Annotated in this window: 15 protein-coding genes; 9 read left to right on the top strand and 6 right to left on the bottom strand. The window is 42.9% G+C overall.

Features of this window, described 5'->3' with window-relative positions; translation table 11 throughout:
- Positions 1-89: 89 nt before the first annotated feature.
- From GO495_RS04160 to GO495_RS04150, 3 genes are all read left to right on the top strand, one after another.
- Positions 90-995 carry a helix-turn-helix transcriptional regulator gene (locus tag GO495_RS04160; protein WP_157298414.1) on the top strand — a complete coding sequence of 302 codons (906 nt, stop codon included), beginning with the start codon at positions 90-92 and terminating at the stop codon, positions 993-995.
- Between the two features lie 297 nt (positions 996-1,292).
- Positions 1,293-1,838 (top strand): sigma-70 family RNA polymerase sigma factor, encoded by a 546-nt coding sequence (locus GO495_RS04155; RefSeq protein WP_157298413.1) that lies wholly within the window; start codon positions 1,293-1,295, stop codon positions 1,836-1,838.
- Positions 1,839-1,880: 42 nt separating this feature from the next.
- Positions 1,881-2,990, top strand: coding sequence for a FecR family protein (locus GO495_RS04150; protein WP_157298412.1), 1,110 nt, complete (start codon positions 1,881-1,883; stop codon positions 2,988-2,990).
- Positions 2,991-3,113: 123 nt separating this feature from the next.
- Here the strand turns inward: GO495_RS04150 and GO495_RS04145 are convergent, their stop codons facing one another.
- Genes GO495_RS04145 through GO495_RS04120 form a run of 6 tightly spaced genes read right to left on the bottom strand, consistent with a single transcriptional unit; the run spans position 3,114 to position 10,059 of the window.
- A complete protein-coding gene (locus GO495_RS04145; RefSeq protein ID WP_157298411.1) occupies positions 3,114-3,302 on the bottom strand; it encodes a hypothetical protein in 189 nt (62 codons plus the stop codon).
- 27 nt (positions 3,303-3,329) lie between these two features.
- Positions 3,330-4,118, bottom strand: coding sequence for a GDSL-type esterase/lipase family protein (locus GO495_RS04140; protein WP_205691196.1), 789 nt, complete (start codon positions 4,116-4,118; stop codon positions 3,330-3,332).
- Between the two features lie 16 nt (positions 4,119-4,134).
- Positions 4,135-5,220 carry a sensor histidine kinase gene (locus GO495_RS04135; RefSeq protein ID WP_157298410.1) on the bottom strand — a complete coding sequence of 362 codons (1,086 nt, stop codon included), beginning with the start codon at positions 5,218-5,220 and terminating at the stop codon, positions 4,135-4,137.
- A 47-nt stretch (positions 5,221-5,267) separates the two neighbouring features.
- Positions 5,268-5,870: a chemotaxis protein CheB gene (locus tag GO495_RS04130; protein ID WP_240915148.1), complete on the bottom strand. Its 603-nt coding sequence runs from the start codon at positions 5,868-5,870 to the stop codon at positions 5,268-5,270.
- Complete coding sequence (locus GO495_RS04125; protein ID WP_157298409.1) at positions 5,836-6,657, bottom strand: CheR family methyltransferase; 822 nt, start codon at positions 6,655-6,657, stop codon at positions 5,836-5,838. The genes GO495_RS04130 and GO495_RS04125 overlap by 35 nt, the downstream gene beginning before the upstream one ends.
- Positions 6,658-6,666: 9 nt before the next feature.
- Positions 6,667-10,059, bottom strand: coding sequence for a response regulator (locus tag GO495_RS04120; RefSeq protein WP_157298408.1), 3,393 nt, complete (start codon positions 10,057-10,059; stop codon positions 6,667-6,669).
- Between the two features lie 388 nt (positions 10,060-10,447).
- On the opposite strand from GO495_RS04120, the gene GO495_RS04115 reads away from it, so the two are divergent.
- From GO495_RS04115 to GO495_RS04090, 6 genes are read left to right on the top strand one after another with little or no spacing between them, the layout of a single operon-like run.
- Positions 10,448-10,828, top strand: coding sequence for a response regulator (locus GO495_RS04115; protein ID WP_157298407.1), 381 nt, complete (start codon positions 10,448-10,450; stop codon positions 10,826-10,828).
- Positions 10,829-10,877: 49 nt separating this feature from the next.
- Complete coding sequence (locus tag GO495_RS04110) at positions 10,878-12,005, top strand: HEAT repeat domain-containing protein (protein ID WP_157298406.1); 1,128 nt, start codon at positions 10,878-10,880, stop codon at positions 12,003-12,005.
- Between the two features lie 7 nt (positions 12,006-12,012).
- A complete protein-coding gene (locus GO495_RS04105; protein ID WP_157298405.1) occupies positions 12,013-13,455 on the top strand; it encodes a glycosyltransferase family 2 protein in 1,443 nt (480 codons plus the stop codon).
- A 24-nt stretch (positions 13,456-13,479) separates the two neighbouring features.
- On the top strand, positions 13,480-14,976 hold the full coding sequence (locus GO495_RS04100) for a glycosyltransferase family 2 protein (protein WP_157298404.1): 1,497 nt from the start codon (positions 13,480-13,482) through the stop codon (positions 14,974-14,976).
- A 6-nt stretch (positions 14,977-14,982) separates the two neighbouring features.
- Positions 14,983-17,847: a tetratricopeptide repeat protein gene (locus GO495_RS04095; protein ID WP_157298403.1), complete on the top strand. Its 2,865-nt coding sequence runs from the start codon at positions 14,983-14,985 to the stop codon at positions 17,845-17,847.
- 11 nt (positions 17,848-17,858) lie between these two features.
- Complete coding sequence (locus tag GO495_RS04090; protein ID WP_170302627.1) at positions 17,859-20,093, top strand: DUF4838 domain-containing protein; 2,235 nt, start codon at positions 17,859-17,861, stop codon at positions 20,091-20,093.
- The last annotated feature ends 131 nt before the right edge of the window (positions 20,094-20,224 follow it).

The following is a 20,224-nucleotide window of genomic DNA, read 5'->3' as shown; positions in this document are numbered from 1 at the left end:
TTCGGATAGCCAAAATCAGTTTGTTATGAGCCTACTCTAGAGACCACGCGTTAACCAAAGTATTACCACGTCACCATTAAAACACAACTATGCCATCAATACTGTTATCTCAAAAGGTAAAGATCCCTGAGCAGTATCAACGTTATATCTACCCTTTTTCAAAGCCCATACTAAGGACATCTCCTTCTTTTTCACGTATAGAACAGGTTACCACTATTCCAGGGTGCCGGGTCTGCAGCATCGTTAATATTGCCGAAAAGGAAACGGAGATCCGTCATTATTACAAAAGCAAGTCTATTACCTTACAGGTTACACTACAGGGAAGGATAAGTACAGGGACCAGCACCCTGGATAAGGGAGGTTATAACCTGATCAGGATCAATGCAGGACATCATAAACTATTACTGGCCCCTGGTGTTAATGAGTTTATGCAGTTTGACATTTCTCCTGCCCTGTTTCAGGAACTCTTACCGGATTCCTCTTTTATCCGTAAAAGAAATGATCATCCGGCCGGTGTGTCTAATAGTAAGTTAATGAAGTTAATTGCCCAGATAAGGCAAACACCGGTTACCGATGGTATTCAGCAACTAAAGTTATATATACAGATTACGGAACTGATCACAACGGCCATTATCCCTTTACAATCCACCCCTAAAAACATGACTATGAACAATCCCCATCATGAATTGATTACTAACATTCAAACCTATATCCACGATAATCTGCATAAACCTATTTCTCTTTCCCAGCTGGCGGGTATTTATTTTATCAGTGAATCCAAGCTGAAACAGGACTTTAAAAAGTACCTTAATTCTTCGGTACAGACTTATTTACAGGAACAAAGGATGCAAAAGGCACTAAAAATGTTACAACATTCAGATAATGATATTACAATGATCGCAACAGAGGTTGGCTATACGAATGTATCGAGCTTTAACCGGGAATTCCGGAAGCATTATGCCTGTTCTCCTAAGGAAGTAAGGATAAGATCATAAATGTGACTACTTAATTTTTATCGTATATGTACTCAGTACTCCTTACAGTTTGCACAAATTTATTTTTATTTATTGGCATAAAAATTTCTTGCTAAAATGAACATTTGTAATACTTTAGTACTATGAATCATTAAGGAGTCCTCACTATATTTACAAATCGTTAACAACTTATTATTTAACTTAATTTGTTAAAAACATAATGTCTTTAGTAGTTTTGCCCCGTCTTAACAATAATTAAATTGATTTTAGAGGGTAGAAGAACAGCATTAAACCGTAAATCGTAAAGGGGGTATTATAATGCGTCATGCGAATACGAACGATCTGCAGCAGGGGTACCGGCCTGCAGATGAAGAAGTTACGTACGAAAAGATATTTAAGCAGTATGCGAAGGCTTTATGGGCTGAAGCATTCCGCCATTTGCAGGACCAGCAGGAAGCCAAAGATATAGTACAGGAGTTGCTGATAGAAATCTGGGAGAAACGCTCACTGAAGAATGTAGAATCGACAATAATGTCCTACCTGTTCCAATCTATTCGTTATAAATGCTACCGGTACATTAAAAATAAAAATGCGGAAGAACACAAGGCGGCAGCCTGGTCGTTCTTTCAGGAGGATTGTACAGAAACAGAAAGCAGCTTAGAGACAAGGGAATTACAGCAGAGCATAGCTGCGGCCATTAAAACATTACCCATACAATCGTCCAGCATCTTTACGCAGGTTTTTATTGAAGGTAAAAAAAGGAAGGACGTTGCGGCCAACATGGGAATTTCTGTTAATACAGTGAACGTGCATATCTACACCGCCTGTAAAAGATTAAAAGAAAAATTAAAAAAAATACAATAATCCACTAAATGGTTTTGATTCTTTTTGTCACTACCTGTTGAAATGGATATTCAAACAGATAAGATCTATCAGCTGTTAATGCTAAAACTTACTGATTCAATTACAGAATCTGATGAGGGATACATTAACTCGCTAATAGAGAGTGAGCCGGAAGTATACGCGTTGTGGAGGGAGATCCAATCGGACTTTGCAACTGTACAGAACAAAAGGGCCTTACAGGAATTTGATACTGAAGGTATTATAGCAAATGTAAAGGCAGAAGTCCGCCGGTTGAAAAGAGGAAGACGTGCCATGAGCATATTTGCAGCAGTTGCAACTATTGGGATCAGTATATGTTTATATATTATCCTGAAAGATAACAAAGTTGAAAATTTTGCGGCGAAACATGATGTTACCAAGCAGGTACAACTGCAACTGACAAGTGGAGAACAGATCAATCTTTCTGAAAGATATGGCATGCAGCTTACAGAGGACGGTGCGGTTATACTAAACAATACAAACAATACATTTGTATATACTGCCAACAAAGAAACCAATGCTACGGCAACGATCATAGTACCCGCAGGAAAAGACTACCGTGTGAAACTTGAAGATGGTACAAAAGTGCATATGAACAGTGGCAGTAAGTTATTATTCCCGTTCAGGTTTTCAGGTGGAAAAAGGGAGATCACTATCAGTGGGGAAGCGTTTGTAGAAGTGGCCACTAACGCAGCATTACCGTTTATAGTACATACACAGCATACAACGATACAGGTACTGGGCACATCATTTAATGTAAACAGTTATGATTCAGGGAAAGTAACGGTAGCGCTGGTGCAGGGAGCAGTTAAAATAAATGAGGTGTTACTTAAACCAGGTTATGCCGCAAGTGTTAGTAGTAAGGGAACAGACGTACATTCCTTTGATGAAGAAAACGAGCTGGCCTGGCGGAATGATCAATACATATTCAGGCATAGTCCGTTAAAAGAGATAATGCCCGTGCTGGAAAGATGGTATGATGTACAGATAGTATTCGATAATCCTGCAACAGCTGACAAAGTGGTAACAGGGCATATCATGAGATCCGATGACATCACAACAGTGCTGAATATGCTAAAGAAGATCTGCAATGCAGATTATTATTACAAAGAGAATAGTATACATATCAGATAGCAGCAATGCTATATGATCATCATAAAGAGATTTAATCTTCGTTTACGAACAATGCAAAATGAAATACCGGCGCTTTATTCCTTTAGTGCCGGTTTCTTTTTTCTACACTGTCCGTATCACTGCTTAATAAGCAGGAGGACGTTTCCTTTTATTAATGTCATCATTCTCCAGCCTTTCATCAAGGTGTTCATCACTCTCTTCCCTGTCCATCTCTTTTGCGGGTCTTTCTGTGCCTTCAAATGCACCGCCCGAACCGGTATGTACTATCTGCTCCTCCGAAGATTGATTTTCTGCCTTTGTATCGAAAAACATCTCTCTGTTATTTTATTGGTTTAGGTTTTACCTGACTGCCTTATAAATGGCTTTTCCCCAGAATTCACCCAGCGCTGCAGCTCCCTGCTTATTGGGATGAAGGTAGAAAACGCCCTGCCAGCCTTCCTCTGCCTGCAAGTCGGTTTGAAAATGTTTTTTAAAGTACGAAAAAGCCTGTTTATCACCAACAGTTACTTGTCCGGGATAGGTTTTTTTATAGCTGTTTACCAGGGCATCGATCTCGGGGAAGTAGGTTTGTAACCTGTCCAGCCCTGCCTGCAGGTAAATGGAACTGTTATAGGTATTAGGGCTGTACCAGGTAGGATAATGGAAGATCACCTTACATCTGGGATAGTCTGTAAGCAATTTGGTAGCAATTGCTTCAAGGTTCTTACGGTAGTCTTCGGGAGATACGGGAGATCCATTAGGCCCCTGTGTAGCGCTGTCGTTGGTGCCCAGGATAATAGAGAAGACCATGGTAGCTGTTTCATCAGCCATGAATTTTCTGGCAGCAGCAGCTACTTTTGTATAATAAGTAGCGGTAGAAGGTAAAAAATCGACAGAGGTGGCACCGCTAACGCCCTGGTTTGAAATCGTTACCTTACCTATGCCGGACTGTTTTTCCATCCAGGCAGCAGCCATTACCGGTGGTGCCTGTGATCCCGGATCACTTAAAGTTGCGCCATGCGTGATACTGTTGCCAATAAAAACGATGTTGACGTTGGTGGCAATTTTCTGGGCCATCAGTGGGAACCGGCCAATAGAAAGCATAAACAGGAATAAACCTGCCAGTTGTAGTTGTGCATAGGTCTTCATATTCTAAAACAGATTATTACCTTCTCCACTGGAAGTAGAAACAACTTCCTTCGCCACGCGTCGACTCCACCCACACTTTTCCTCCCTGTGTTTCTACCAGTAACTTCAAAATATTCAGGCCCACACCTGTTCCTTTTGGATCTGTATCATCTACTTTTTCGAATAAGCGGAAGATACGCTCATTGTCCTTCTCTTCGATACCAGGGCCGTTATCCTTTACATAAAAATCATAGAAATCTCCATTTTCATTTGCTCCTATCACTATTTCAGCGCTCTCTTTATCGTTATACTTGATCGCGTTTGTCAACAGGTTCTGGAATACCTGCTCAAGTTTTTGTCTGCTGGTATGCATAATAGGGAATCCATCTCCTATCAGGATCTCTACATGAGGGGGTGGAAACAGCATCTTTATCAGTTCCTTCAGCATTTCCTTTACATCCACATCTTCCTCCTGGCCATCGAACTGATGTTCCCGGCTATAATCCAGAATGGCCGTAATCATATCTGCCAGGCGGGAGGTAGCATCGACCGCCATCTCTGCATATTCCAGCAGGAAAGGAGAGTTCCTGATCTCCTCTTCTTCCTTCATCAGTAATAAAAGTCCTGTAATCCCTGAAAGCGGTGATTTCAGGTCATGCGCCACTACGTGCATGAAGCGTTCCAGCTGACCATTCACCTGTTCTTTCTCTTTTAATGCCTGTCTTAATTCGCGCTGATAAAAATATAATCGTTCAAACACATCTACTTTGGCACGTGTAACATTGATATCCAATGGTTTGGAAAGATAATCCACTCCCCCTTTCTCAAACCCTTTCAATACATAAGTTTCATCCCTGTTGATTGCTGTTACGAAAATGATGGAGATGTCCTTGGTCCTGGGATTGGCCTTTAACAGCTTTGCTACTTCAAAACCGTCCATATCAGGCATCTGCACATCCAGCATGATCAACCCTATTTCCTCATTCTTTAAAACCTGCTTTAACGCCTCGTTCCCTGAAGTAGCCTGTATAAAAGTTCTGTTCTCCGCTATGAGCATTTGCTCCAGCGACAGTAGGTTTTCCATTCGGTCATCTACCAACAGGATGGTAAATTTTTTAGTCATGCTCATCTTAATGGCTCATTAATTAATACTTACGATATAAATCCGGCTTACGTTTCAAAAAATATAAATTTTATTATTTCTTCAATCGTCAAAATTTTCACATCTCTGCAAAGGTCTATAGCAGACTGTGGCATTGCCTCAAATGTAGCCGTTTGAGGATCCTGCGCGATGCCGGTACCACCTGCTGCGATGACTTCACATAACCCTTCTGCCCCGTCTTTATTGGCACCACTGAGCAGGATGCACAATGCCCGGTGACCATAAACTTCTGCCACACTGCTGAATGTCATATCGATAGCAGGACGACTATAATTGACCAGCTCCGAATAATCCAGCATAAAAGTTTTATCGGCCTCTATCATCAGATGATAGTTTTGAGGAGCCAGGTAGAAGTGGTGGTCTTTCACCGGCTCTTTATCTTCCGGTTCCCTGATCTTTTTTGTGGCCGACAATAATCTTCCCATTTCGCTTTCCACATTCCGGAGACGATGTAATACTATAACTACAGGCATCCGCATATTCTCAGGAAGGGCATCCAGGAGCATTGTTAATACGGACAAGCTTCCGGCAGACCCTCCTATTGTAATAATATCGTATGCCCCTTTCATTGGATGATTATGATTTACGACGGTATATTTTCTCTTGTGCATGTACCGTTTCGTATTGCTTATGAATGTTTGCAAACCGCATCGATTCCCGGATACCCATTGCCAGATACCCACGGGACGAAAGACTGTCGTAGAATAATTGCAGCACATGATTCTGCAGTTCCCTGTTGAAATATATAAAAACGTTCCTGCAACAGATCAGCTGAAATTCATTAAACACAGTATCTGTTACAAGGTTGTGCTGAAAGAAATTTATCTGTTTTCTCAGCTCCTTTTTAATAAGCACATTATCATACCTGGCAGTATAATAGTTAGAAAAGTCTGCCAGTCCACCAGATTGTATATAATTATACGTATAATCTTTCATATTATCCAATGGTATAATGCCTGTGGCCGCTTTTTCCAGGTTCATCGGGTTCAGATCACTGGCGTATAACTTTGTCCGGCTTAATAGTCCGGCTTCCTGCAACAGAATGGCCATCGAAAAAACTTCTTCGCCGGTAGAACAGCCTGCATGCCATATTTTTATATTAGGATAGGCCGCCAGTTTAGGCAGTACTTCTTCTCTTAGCGTACGGTAGAACCGGGGGTCGCGGAACATTTCAGTTACATTCACTGTAATGTACTGTACCATATGGGTGAACAGCTCACTGTCATTTATCAGCCGGTGTTTGAGATCAAAGACCGTGGAAATGTTCGTCCTGCTCATAAATCGCAGGATACGACGTTTCAGCGATGCCTGTACATAACCGGCAAAATCATAACCATATTGGAGCTTCACAATATTAATAATATCCAGAAAATCTACCGCTGAAATATCTTCCTTCATAATTACCTGTTATACCATCCATACACGCATCAGAGAAAGCAGTTTACTACTGTCTATTGGTTTTGCAATATAATCTGATGCCCCTGCGGCAATACATTTTTCACGATCTCCTGCCATCGCCTTTGCTGTTAAAGCAATTACCGGCAACTGACGAAAACGGCTGTTCATGCGGATTTGCCGCATGGCCTCATAACCATCCATCTCCGGCATCATAATATCCATCAATACAATACTTACATCCGGATTTTCATCCAGTTTTGCCAGTGCTTCTTTCCCATCAGCAGCTGTTACTACGTCCATGCCATGTTCTGACAGTAATGCGCTTAATGAGAATACATTCCGCATATCATCATCTGCCAGCAGCACTTTCATTCCATCCAGCTTCTTTTCTTTTAACGGGTAGTTATCAGATCTGAATGAAGTGTTTGTTTCTTTCAGTTTGTAGAGGAACAATTCCAGTTCATCCATCAGCCTGTCTGTAGAGAAAGTTGAATTGCGTACAATGGCCGCCGCATCTCTTTTCAAGAGTAATTCATCTGCTTCCGAAATATCATGGTCGAGGTATACGATGATTGGCTTGCTTTTATTTACCAGGTATCTCAGACGGCCCAGCTTTACGATACCCGCTCTCATATCCGTACTTACATCTAAAATGATACCATCATAACTTTTCTCTTTTAACTCTTCTTCAGCTTCTTCAACAGTAGTAACGCGATGGTATTGTGTCTGCATCTGTCTTTCATCGCTGAGTGATTGTAAAGAAGGATGATGCAACAGCACGCCGTCAGATACTACCAGTACCTTCTTGAACATGGCCTGCAACTGCTGACTGATACCCGAGAATACAGATTCCAGGTCTGTCATCTGCAAAGGCTTTTGCGTATAACCCTGTATCTTGTCCCTTACCTGCAATGAGATACCACCGGCAGAAATCACATGTATGAGAATGTGTTTAAGCTCGTCGTTATTCTTTAATATTTTGAGAATGCTCGTCCCATCTATCTGCGGCAGGTTCATATCCAGCAGGATGGCAGCGGGCAGGTATTTGCGGGCAAAGAACAGACCATCGTTACCATTTAATGCCACAATGGTCTTGTACCCTTTTCCACGGGCAAAGTCCCTTAAAATAGTAGCAAAATTGGGATCATCTTCTATGATGAGGATCAGCTTATCCTGTTTGGAGGATAACTGATCGCGATCGTCTTCTATCTTCTGAACCGTATCAGAGAATAGCTCCGGGATAACGGGCTGCGCCGGTTCGATGATTGTTTCTGTGTGAGGGGTTAACGGTATATCCGTGTGCATCACGATGGTAAATGTACTGCCCACTCCTTCCTGGCTTTCGATGCGTATTTCTCCGCCCAGTCTTTTCATGAGTTCTTTACTGATAGACAGTCCAAGGCCGGTGCCACCGTACTTCCGGTTGGTAGACCCATCTGCCTGCCGGAATGCTTCAAAGATGAGTTGTTTCTTATCCGAAGCGATGCCGGTGCCGGTATCCGATACAGAGATGTGCAGACCATCTGCTTTTACTTCCCAATGCAGTTTGATGGACCCTTCCCTTGAAGTGAATTTGAATGCATTGGATAAGAGATTGCGGATTACCTGTTCCAGCCGCTGCCTGTCTGTATGAATCGTTTCCGGCACACCTCTTTCAATCGATGTGATAAACTTTATATTCTTTTCTTCCGCTACGACGTGGAAGAGTTGCTCCAGGTCCATCACCATCGACTTTACCGGAACGTCTTCAATATTCATCTCTATCTTACCTGCTTCTATCTTGGACAGGTCCAGGATATCATTGATCAGCGTAAGTAAATCCGATCCGGATTTATGGATGACACCGGCATACTCTATTTGTTTACCAGTGAGGTTATGCTCTTTATTTTCTTCCAGCAGCCGGGCCAGAATCAATACACTGTTGAGTGGTGTACGTAACTCGTGAGACATGTTTGCCAGGAACTCTGACTTATACTTACTGCTTTGTTCCAGCTCTTCCGCTTTCAGGGAAAGCTGTTCACGGGTGAGTTCCAGGGCTGTGTTCTGCACTTTCATTTCATCATTTACCTGTCTCAGCTCCTCTTCCTGTACCCTCAATTCTTCTTCTGAAGCCTGTAATATTTCGGACTGGCGGGTCAGTTCCTCGTTCGACTGCCGCAATTCTTCCTGTTGTGCTTCCAGGGTTTCCTTTTGTTCCTGTACCCGTTCCAGCAGATCCATGATCCTTGTTCTGCCAGCAGCGGCTGCCAGCGCCACAGCGATCGCATTGGATGTATTCTGCAATAGTTCCGGCATCCTGGCAGGGACCTTGTCAAATACTACCAGCTCTATTACGCCTGTCAGTTCATTTTCCAGCCACAGGGGCATACAGATAATAGTACCGGGTAATGTATTGCCGGTAGCCGTTTCTATACGCCAGTAGCTGGTGGGAATATTTTTTATTACGGTCAGTTCCCTTTTTGTAGCTGCATGGCCTGTTATACCTTCCTCTAAAGCATACTGCTGTTTTACTGAGGAGGGCAATGCAACACCGGCAGACAACCTTAGCAGGTTCGCAGCTTTATCAAAACAGTAAAAGGCAGCGGCAGGAATTCCCAGGTATCCTACCAGTGCCTGCAGGCATCTGGCAGCCAGCAGATTCATGTCAAGTTCACCCTGCAAACTCTCGTTCACCCTGCTTACTCCTGTCAGTAACCAGTTATTCCTGTTGGCAGCATTGTTGAGATTAACAACTTCCTTGAATTTATCCGCTAACTCCTTTTGTGCTTTTATCCTGTTGCCGGCTTCCTGAAAAGATACGATCATCAGGGTAATGGCTACCAGTAAAATTAATATAGTGTTTGCTACAAGCGCTATAACGGCATGTTGTACAGAGGTATCATTGGTTTGGTTCCTGTTTACCAGCAGCGTCCGCTCTTCCATGACAACGTTCGTAAGACTGTTATGCACAGAGTCAAGGAATTTCCTTTCTGTGAGTGTTATATCCACCGCATGATTAAAGATGTAATTGGTATCCTTCATAGCCCCTAATGTCTGCCAGAAGTTAAGGAGAGAGATCATCCCGTTCTCTACCGTTGCAACTCTCATTGCCTGTGCCCGGTCATCTGCTACCATCTTTTTAAGATCATATACTGCCGGCATGATCTTAGGGCCCGACTGAAAATACGGTTCCTGGAATTTTGGCTGATGGGTGCTTCTGTAAGCGGTCCCCGCAGATTCGATTTCGTACACATAACGATTTATCCGCTGTGCCAGTGTGATAACTTCATAGGAATGCTCTACCCATTTCGCTTCAGCTCTCTGGTTATTGAAAGTGACAAATGAAATGATACCTCCGGCAATTACCAGTACAAGCGCTACTCCAAAACCTATGTATAAACGTGTTTTTAAAGGAATCTTCATATACGGACAGTTGACAATAAGCAGTAACAAATATAATGCTTAAAGTTGCTTGGCTATCTGCTGTATATCAACAGTTAACGAAATTCTATACGATTTGTTTACATACACGTATATAAATACACGTAATATGGCTATTTATCGATTGTGATTGGTAACTTAGATGTAACAACCACTTTTTTTGACATAAGGAATGCATTGTTCGTAATAAATGATTTATAAAGATTTTTAATGTGATAATTTTTCCATGTTTTTTTATTTTAAATAAATCCCAATCGACTGATTTATAGTAAGTATATAGTTGAACCATTAGGACTATGAAGCGTATAATAACCACATATAGGTTTGCGGATCACAACATTATTAAACCATACACTAATTAAAAGCCAATATGAGTAAAATTCTGTTAGTAGAAGATGATGAAGTGATGCCAAAAATTGTGGAAAGAATCCTGCACAAAGAAGACTATCAGATTGAACATGTGACCAATGGAAAGGAAGCCTTCCAACGCTTAGAAGATACCAACTATGATTACGATCTGATTATTACAGATATCATGATGCCATATGCAAATGGTTTTGAAATACTGAGCAGAGTAAAAAACAGGAAAGAGGGTAAACCAATTCCGGTAATTATTGTTTCTAATGCAGGTAACGAAGCCATGATCCTTGAAGGATTTAAACTGGGAGCCGATGACTTTCTTAAAAAGCCTGTTATTCCGGGTGAACTATTAATCCGGGTGAAGAGACTACTGATGCAATATGACAAGTAGAGGAATACACTGTTCCCTGCTTATTGACGACTAATTGACCAATCCTATTATGGAATTTAGCTTTTATGAATTCAGGTATGCTCCGCTGAGCATACAGATAGCTTTCATATTTATTGTTGTTGCTATAACCTGCACCATCCTAGCCTACCTGTCCATACTCCGGGGAAGATACAAGGCGTACCGGCGTGAAAAGAAACTGGCCAGCCTGCACCCTGTGATCGATAATCTGCTGATGGAACACATTCTGCTGAATGATGAACTGGCCAGTGATACACCTGCAGAACAGGTACAACTGCCGGTAGAAGTGTTCCGCCTCCCTGTTTTTGAACACCGCTGGGCCCGTGAAGCGCTGATTGACCGGCTGATTCATTACCGTAATAACGTACGTGGTTCCATGGGTGAGCAACTGCGTAATCTATATATTCAACTCAACCTGGATAAAGATTCCCTGAAGAAAATGAAATCCCATAAATGGGATAAAAAAGTACAGGCGCTGGCTGAACTCACCAATATGAATATGTCAATAGCAGATGTAACCATTCTGCCACTGACAAACAGTAATAACCGCGAACTACGGGCTGCGGCCAGGCATGCGTATATCAAACTGAGTAAAAATGAACCCTTCAAATTCTTTGACGTAGTAACGGAACCCCTGTTGCTATGGGATCAGGTTGAACTGTTTAAAATCATTTCTACAACAGAACATATCGCTATTCCCAACTTTGCACAATGGATCACCTACTCTTCCAATAAAACGATCGTCTCCTTTTGCCTGAAGCTGGTAGTACATTATAACCAACTGAGCGCAGTTCATGCCGTTATAAAACTGCTGGACACAAAAGATCATTACCTGCGTGCCGATGCCATCAACTGCCTTGGCAAACTGAAAATAGAAGAGGTGCAGGAGAAGCTGATCCATATGTATGACAGTCAGCCGCTGAACTGCCGCCTGGAAATACTGAAGGCATTAGGCCGTATCAGCAGTGGTAAACATGTGGGTTTCCTGCGACAGGAATTCCTGCACTCCACCGATTTTGAAGTGCGCAAACATGCTGCTAAATCTCTGATCAGAAATGCCTGGGCTGCCAAGGGCCTGATCCAGGAGTTGATAGATACAGCTACCCTGGAAAATAAGCTGATCCTGAAACATTGCATGAACCCATTAATTAAATTTTAGTCAGGAGATGGAAAGTACTAGTATCTGGGATGGCCTTGCAAGGATATATGAAAATACGGTTTTCGTGTATGGATCGGTGTTGCTTGTTACCTATGCCTTGCTGGCTGTATTCTCCATGATCTCTGTAAGGACTTATGCCAAAAAAGATAACTTTAACCAGGATATAACACTGCTCGGCTCTCCCCTTGCACCAGGTATTACAGTACTGGCGCCTGCATTTAATGAAGGAATGACTATCATCTCCAATGTACGTTCATTGCTGACACTGAATTATCCGAAGTTTGAGATCATCATTGTAAATGATGGCAGCACAGATAACAGCCTGCAACAGATGATCAATGAATTTGACCTGATAAAGGTAGACTTTGCCTACAATGCCAAGATACAGACACAACCCGTAAGAGGGATCTATAAATCTACCAACCAGGCCTATGCCAAATTGATGGTCATAGATAAAGTGAATGGAAAGAGTAAGGCGGATGCATCTAATGCCGCTATCAATGCTGCTGCATACAATTACTTCGTATGCACGGATGTGGATTGCATTCTTGATAAAAACACCCTGCTGGAACTGATAAAACCAGTTATGCAGGAAGAGAATAAAAGAGTAATTGCCACAGGTGCAACGCTGCGTATTGCCAATTCCTGTGAATTCGATGAAGGAGTGATGACGCGTATGCGCCCGCCAAAAGAATTACTGGCCCGGTTCCAGGAAGTAGAATACATCAGGGCATTTGTGCTGGGGAAAATGGGCTGGAGCCTGTTGAACTGTGTGCCCAATGTATCCGGAGGATTAGGTTTATTTGATAAAGAAGTGGCCATCCGCAGCGGTGGATATGATCATAGCTCCTTTGGTGAAGATATGGAACTGATGACCAGAATGTGCCGCTATTCATATGATAACAAGATCGATTACGCCATCCGTTATATTCCCAAAACGTTATGCTGGACAGAAGCGCCGGTAACCATTAAAGTATTCAACCGTCAGCGTACCCGCTGGTCCAGAGGTCTGGCACAACTGATGACCGCCCACTTCAGCATGTTCATGAACCCGCGCTACGGCAGAATGGGACTGATCATCTTCCCTTATAATTTCTTCTTTGAATTACTCGCGCCTATTATAGAGTTCACAGGTATCATCTACTATATTGTGATGACCTGCCTGGGACTTATCAACTGGCCTACGGCTATCATACTTTTATTCTTTGTATATACCTATTCCGTGATGATCACCACGCTGGCCATATTGTGGGACCAGCTGACCTTCAGGTATTACAAAACATGGCGGGAAGTGGCTTACCTCTGCATGACTCCTTTCATGGAGTTTTTCCTGTATCATCCCCTGATCGTAATATTTGCACTGAGAGGATATTTTTACTTCCTCACAGGGAAGAAAAGTACCTGGGGAAATATGCAGCGACGCGGATTCAAAACTGCTGCTGCAAAATAGAATAACAATATAAAGACTGAGATATTGGAACTGTTTAAGAATATTTATGAAGGCTTCGTATTCGTGTATGGCTGCACCATGCTGTTCATGTATGCGTTGCTGGCCGTACTGTCTCTGCGGGGGATTATCAGATTCCAGCGGAAGAACAGTTATGTGGACTATACCAAACTGCTGCAGTCCCCGCTGGCGCCCGGCATCTCTATCATTGCTCCGGCATTCAATGAGGCCGTAACGATCATCTCTAATGTGCGCTCACTGCTAACATTGAACTATCCACGTTTTGAAGTGATCATTGTGAACGATGGGAGTACGGACGAAACGTTGCAGAAACTGGTAGATGAATTTGAACTGGTGCAGGTAGACTTTGCCTATAACGAACGTATTAAATCACAACCGGTAAAAAGATTGTTCAAATCTACCAACAGCGCATACGACAAACTGGTGGTGATAGATAAAGTAAATGGGAAGAGTAAGGCGGATGCATCTAATGCGGGAATTAACGCCGCAGCTCATGATTACTTCCTGTGTACGGACGTGGACTGTATCATTGAGAAAGATACCTTGTTACGCATGATCAAGCCCTTCATGGATGAAGAACATAAAAAGATCAAAGAAATCGGAGAACCCTGCCCTGAATGCGGTTACGTGCATATGGTAGAAGACAGCGTACGTGTTATTGCAACGGGCGCGACCCTGCGTATTGCCAACTCCTGCGAAATTGATGAAGGAGTGATTACCCGTGTAAGACCTCCTGAAAGGTGGTTACCCCGTTTCCAGGAGATGGAGTACCTGCGTGCATATGTATTGGGAAAAGTAGGCTGGAGCATGATCAACTGCGTACCGAATGTATCCGGTGGATTAGGACTGTTTGATAAGGAGATTGCGATTAAAGCAGGTGGTTATGATAGTAAATCCTTTGCTGAAGATATGGATATGGTGACACGTATGTGTACCTATATGATCGATAACAAACTGAAGTATGCTATCCGGTATATCCCCACTACACAGTGCTGGACAGAAGGCCCCCCTAACATGAAGGTATTCAGTCGTCAGCGTACCCGCTGGGGCCGTGGTCTGGCGGAAATCATTACTATACACCGAAAGGTAATTTTCAATCCTCATTACAGAAAACTAGGATTGATCGTATTGCCTTATAATCTGTTATTTGAGTTTCTCGCTCCTATCATTGAATTTACAGGTATCATCTATTATATCTATCTCATTATTACAGGTAATATCAACTGGCAGTATGCACTCATCTTATTGCTGTTCGTATACCTGTATTCTGTCATGATTACGACACTGGCAGTACTGTGGGACCAGAAGACCTATCAGTATTACAAAACCTGGAGAGAGGTGATAGGATTAGCATTAATGGCCTTTATCGAACCTTTTGTATACCATCCTCTCATCGTGTTTTTTGCCCTTCGCGGTTATTATTTCTTCATGATCGGCAAGAAACATAGCTGGGGAAATATGCAACGCCAGGGATTTGGTAAGAAGAAACCTGCAAACACTTAAGTTAGTATGATGTCCGTTTTTAAATATATACTTTTTAGTGCAGTGCTCTGTTTGTCGTTGCAGACACAGGCACAGCTATTCAAAAAAGGAAAGGATGCAGACGATCTGTATAATGAAGCCGTTCAGGAAACCAAACAGCAGCATTATCAGAAAGCGATACAGTTGTCCCTGCAGGCGCTGGAAAAAAGACCCGATTTTACAGACCAGGAATTACTCCTGGGCAGACTCTACCTGTTAACAGGTAATTATGAACCGGCCAGGAAATATGTAAAGAAAGTACTGGAAAAAGATCCCTTATACAAGGATGCTTACCTGTATGCTATCAATATTGAAATCAGTGATAAGAAATATGAAGAGGCTGCATGTTATGTAGATGAAGCCCTCTATCATTTTGCCGGCGACAAAGACCTGATGTTAAAGAAACTGGCGGTGCTGGATGTAGCACAGAACTTCTTCCAGGGAGGAGTATATGCGAATTCTTTATTAGAAAAATATTCCGGAGATACCACCGTTCAGAAAGCATATACAGGGCATTTTCTGCTCGCAGGACGATACTACCAGCTAAGAGGCAATGACCTGCTTGCACAACAGTACTATGAGAAAGCGCTGATGCTGAACCCTGGAAATACCGAAGCCAAAGATGCTATTACGGGGATGTATATCCGTAGCGGTAGTTATACGAAGGCGATTGAACAGGTGAATGCAGAGCTGGCAGCTAATCCCGGCTCTTATGACCTGATGATGCGTAAACTGGGATTATTGCAGGATACACATGATTATGCGGAAGCACTGAATATATTGCAGGCGATATTAAAACGTTATCCGAATGACGGGAAAGCACGTGGTATGGAAACATCCCTGCGTATGGAAGCAGCTGCCTGGTATGCGAATGTAGATCCTTACCTGTTATACCAGGGGATATTGGAAAAGAACCCCGGCAACAGGGAAGCATTGGATAAGGTGATAGGTATGAGCATGTCCCGCGGGGCTTACCGGGAGGCATTAGCCTGGATTAACAGGGGGTTGAAAAGCGCTCCGAATGATCAGCGTTTGTTAGGATTAAAGATGGACGTACTGGAAAGCGACCGTAAGTTTACAGAGGCAGCTGCGCTGGCCGAAAGGTTGCGCCTTGGCAATTCTTCAGCAGATATGCGCAGTCATTTTATAGCGCTGAAAATAGCCAGCGGACGTGATTATTTAGCACAGCAGCAATACGATCTTGCACTGGCAGAGTTTGAGAAAGCCTTACAGGCAGACCCTTCTGACACGACCGCACTGGATATGATGGCGAATACCTACATCAGTCAGAAAGACCATGTACATGCGTTGCAGGTACTGGATAAAGCGATCGCTTCCAACCCGGACAATGTGCGTTTCCTGATCAAAAAATCCAGTGTGCTGGCTGATATGGGGCAGTATGATGAGGCTGCGGAGATTGCGGAACAGTTGTTGAATAAATATCCTTCAGATCAGAAACTCTCCGCCAATCTTATAGATTTACGCCTGACAGCGGGCCGTATCCTTCTGCAATCAGAGGAGTATGATTTAGCGGCAGGAGAATTCAGGGAAGTGATCGCACAATCTCCCAACAACCTGGATGCGCTTAATTATCTGATTAACCTTGAAATGGCCGTAGCACAGCCCGACAGTGCCCTTCTCTATGCCAATCAGGCATTACAATACTACCCGGATAACAAAGACCTGCTGCTGAAAAAGGCCAGTGTGCTGACAGAAATGAAAAGGTATGATGAAGCAAATGCGATTACTTATCAACTGATGCAGCGTTATCCTTTTACGGTCAAATACAGAACGGCTTATACAGAAGGTTTGCTGGCATCGGGCAATGCCGCTATGAAAAACAATTCCCCGGACAGCGCCCTTACAACTTTTAAAAAGATACTGGCTATTAACAGGAAAGACTCTATGGCTTTACTGTATACGATCAATACCCTCCATACTAAAAAAGAGTATGATAGCGCTTTATTATATGCGAACCAGGGATTACGGTATTATCCCACCGACGAAATCTTCCTGCAGAAACGCGCTACAACGCTTGAATTGCTAAAGATGTATGGCCCGGCGGCAGTTACTGCGGACTCGATTGTACTGGTCCATAATACGCCTGCAAATGTGGATTACGCGGATTACCTGCATAGTAAGGTCATGAAAGACCAGTTTGGGATGTACTACCTGCATTCCAGTTATGATTATACCGATGGCAAGTACAATATTGCTACACTGGAATACCGTCACTTTATAAAACGGGGATCTTATGCTGCCAGGTTGAATTATGCCGGCCGTGCCCAGGGAACGGGCTTACAGGGTGAAGCGGAATTGTATTATATCCACAATCCTAAGTTATACTCGTATGCACTGGCTACTTATTCCAATGAAGTGGCTTTTGCTAAAATGCGTCTTGCATACTCTATCTTCAAAACTTTCAAACATAATATTGAGGGTGAGTTAGGTATACGTTATCTGAATGCTGACAGCTCTACCAGTATTTCCGGTGTAGCATCCATTGCTAAAACATGGAAAGACTTCTGGGTCAATTTCAGGGCTTATTATATCAGTCAGTCCCCAAAGTCTTATACTTCCTTCAATCTGACTACACGCTATTATATGAACCGTCAGCAGGATTACCTGTCCTTTACAGCAGGACTGGGGACTTCTCCGGACGACAGAAGCAGGTTGATCCAGTTCCCGCAACTGGCAGGATTATTGACCCGCAGTGTAGGTGCAGGTTATCAGAAAACGTTTAAATACCGCACTACGGTCGGTCTTTTTGGTACATGGATCAATCAAAAAATATCAACTTCTGATTACCAGAATCAATACGATATCTATATTATGCTTCAGCGTAAATTTTAAATATGTTCCGGATGATGCATTGCTTATTATTGTTCATGACCTTGTTTACGAATTGTAATTCTCCTGAAGGGGATATCAATCTTCTGATAAACGGGACTACCAGGTATGTGATTGTTTTACCTGAAGGTGCTTCTAAAGCTGAAATAAGTGCGGCAAATAAATTACAGGATTACCTGAAAAGGCTCTCCGGTGTATCTTTCAAAATCATTAATGAAACCGCACTTACTTTACAACCAGCGATATTCATTGGTAATACCGGTCATGCTGAAAAGTTCAACACCGGCAAGCTCAAAAATGAAAGTTTTTTCATTGCTACTGATAATCAGAATCTGTATATAAAAGGCGGTGGAGGCAAAGGTGTTTTATACGGTGTATATACTTTGCTGGAAACTTATTTCGGGTGCAGAAAATATGCGGACATACCTACTCTTGTGCCCCGCAGTATGAACCTTCATATTCGGCAACAACTGATGGATAAACAGGAACCTGCTTTTATCTACCGGGAAACCTATTATCCTCCTGCTTTCGATAATGAATACCTGGAATGGCATAAGCTGCATCGCTTCGAGGACCTCTGGGGATTATGGGGGCATTCTTTTTTCAAACTCCTTCCGCCTAAAACATACTTTTCTACACATCCCGAATATTATGCACTGGTGAACGGACAACGCCAGGCTACGCAACTTTGCCTGAGTAATGAACAGGTTTTTAATATCACTGTTGATTATTTCCGGAAGGCCATAACGGACAATCCCGATGCATTATACTGGTCTATCTCCGCAGAAGATGGTGGCGGATTCTGTACCTGTGATCAGTGCAGTAAGGCCAATGAGGAAGAAGGTGGACCATCCGGTTCCCTGATTCGTTTTGTGAACCGTGTAGCAGCGAAGTTTCCCGGACAATCTTTTACGACGCTGGCATATCTGAATACAGCAAAACCGCCCTTGCATACAAAGCCGTCCGACAACGTGTATATTATGCTGAGTAGTATTGATGCTTACCGGCAGGACCCTTTAAGTACGACTCCATCTGCGGCTGTTTTCAGAAAGAACCTGGAAGCGTGGGGCGCAATCACCGGCAATCTTTTCCTCTGGGATTATACGACGCAGTTTACCAACTACCTGGCGCCATTCCCTGATTATAATAATCTGCGACCCAACTTACAATATCTTCTTTCTAAGAAGGTAAAGGGTATTTTCTCTCAGGGTAGCGGGGAGACTTATGGTGATATGGAATTTTTCAATGCCTATGTGCAGGCGAAACTATTATGGAACCCTGCCGCTGATGTAACTACTGATTTTTTAGAGGGGTATTACGGGAAGGCGGGTACGTTTATAGCTCAATATATGCAGGCATTGACTACCAATCTCCATAAAACTAAAGCGACATTGGATATTTACGGTAATCCCGTGAATAATTTTACGAATTATTTATCTGCGGAAGCGATTGATCAATATTCTTTGTTACTTGACAATGCGGAAAAAGCGGTGGAGGGAAACAAGACTTTATTAGCACGGGTGTATAATGCAAGGTTACCACTTGAATATACGGTATTGCAACAGTCGCGTTTCTTTGGCGCTGAAAAGTATGGGTATCTGATTCCTGAAAACGGCAGTTATATAGTAAACCCGAGATGGCCTGTAAGGGTGCAAAAGTTCGTAGCACAATGTAAGGATGCAGGGGTGAAAGAATTGTCGGAAGGCGGGCTTTCCCCGGATGCTTACCAGCAGGAATGGAATGTTATATTCAGCCGCAAATGGATTAACAGCCTGGCTTTCCAGTCGCCGGTGAAGCTGGCGAATCCTTATTCAGAAGAGTATCCTGCAAAGAAAGAAAAGACGTTGACAGATGGATTGCAGGGAGATAAGGATTTTAGTATTAACTGGTTATTTATCTATGGGAAAGATCTTGTAGCTACTATAGATTTAGGAAAGAGTTTGTCTGTGAAAGAAGTGCAGATGAATTTCCTGCAGGACCCGAGGCATTATATTTTTAATCCTTCAGATATTGTGATTGAAACCTCTGATGATGGGGTAAATTTTAAGACGGCAGCTTCTCAGCAAGTGCCTGCTCTGGCCGGAGAGGATTATGATATTAAGATTAATAACTTCCATTTTAAGCTACCGGGGGTGAGCACACGTTATATACGTGTTACCGGCAGGTGTCTGACAGAGGTGCCTTTGTGGAGGGCCGCAGGGCCGGAGAAGAAAGCTTCGGTATGTTGCGATGAAGTGTTCGTGTTATAAAAAAGTACGTCTCAAAAGTATTAGCAGACAGCCAAAAGGCTCCGTTAGGAGCCCCGTGTTTGTAGCAAACACATTAAGCAACAAAACACAGACTCCGTTAGGAGTCCCCTAAAAGCGAATATCAGGGGACT

It is taken from the genome of Chitinophaga oryziterrae (assembly GCF_009758125.1).
Lineage (GTDB): Bacteria > Bacteroidota > Bacteroidia > Chitinophagales > Chitinophagaceae > Chitinophaga > Chitinophaga oryziterrae.
The sequence above is the reverse complement of the archived record's forward strand: the minus strand, read 5'-3'. Positions and strand labels throughout refer to the sequence as shown.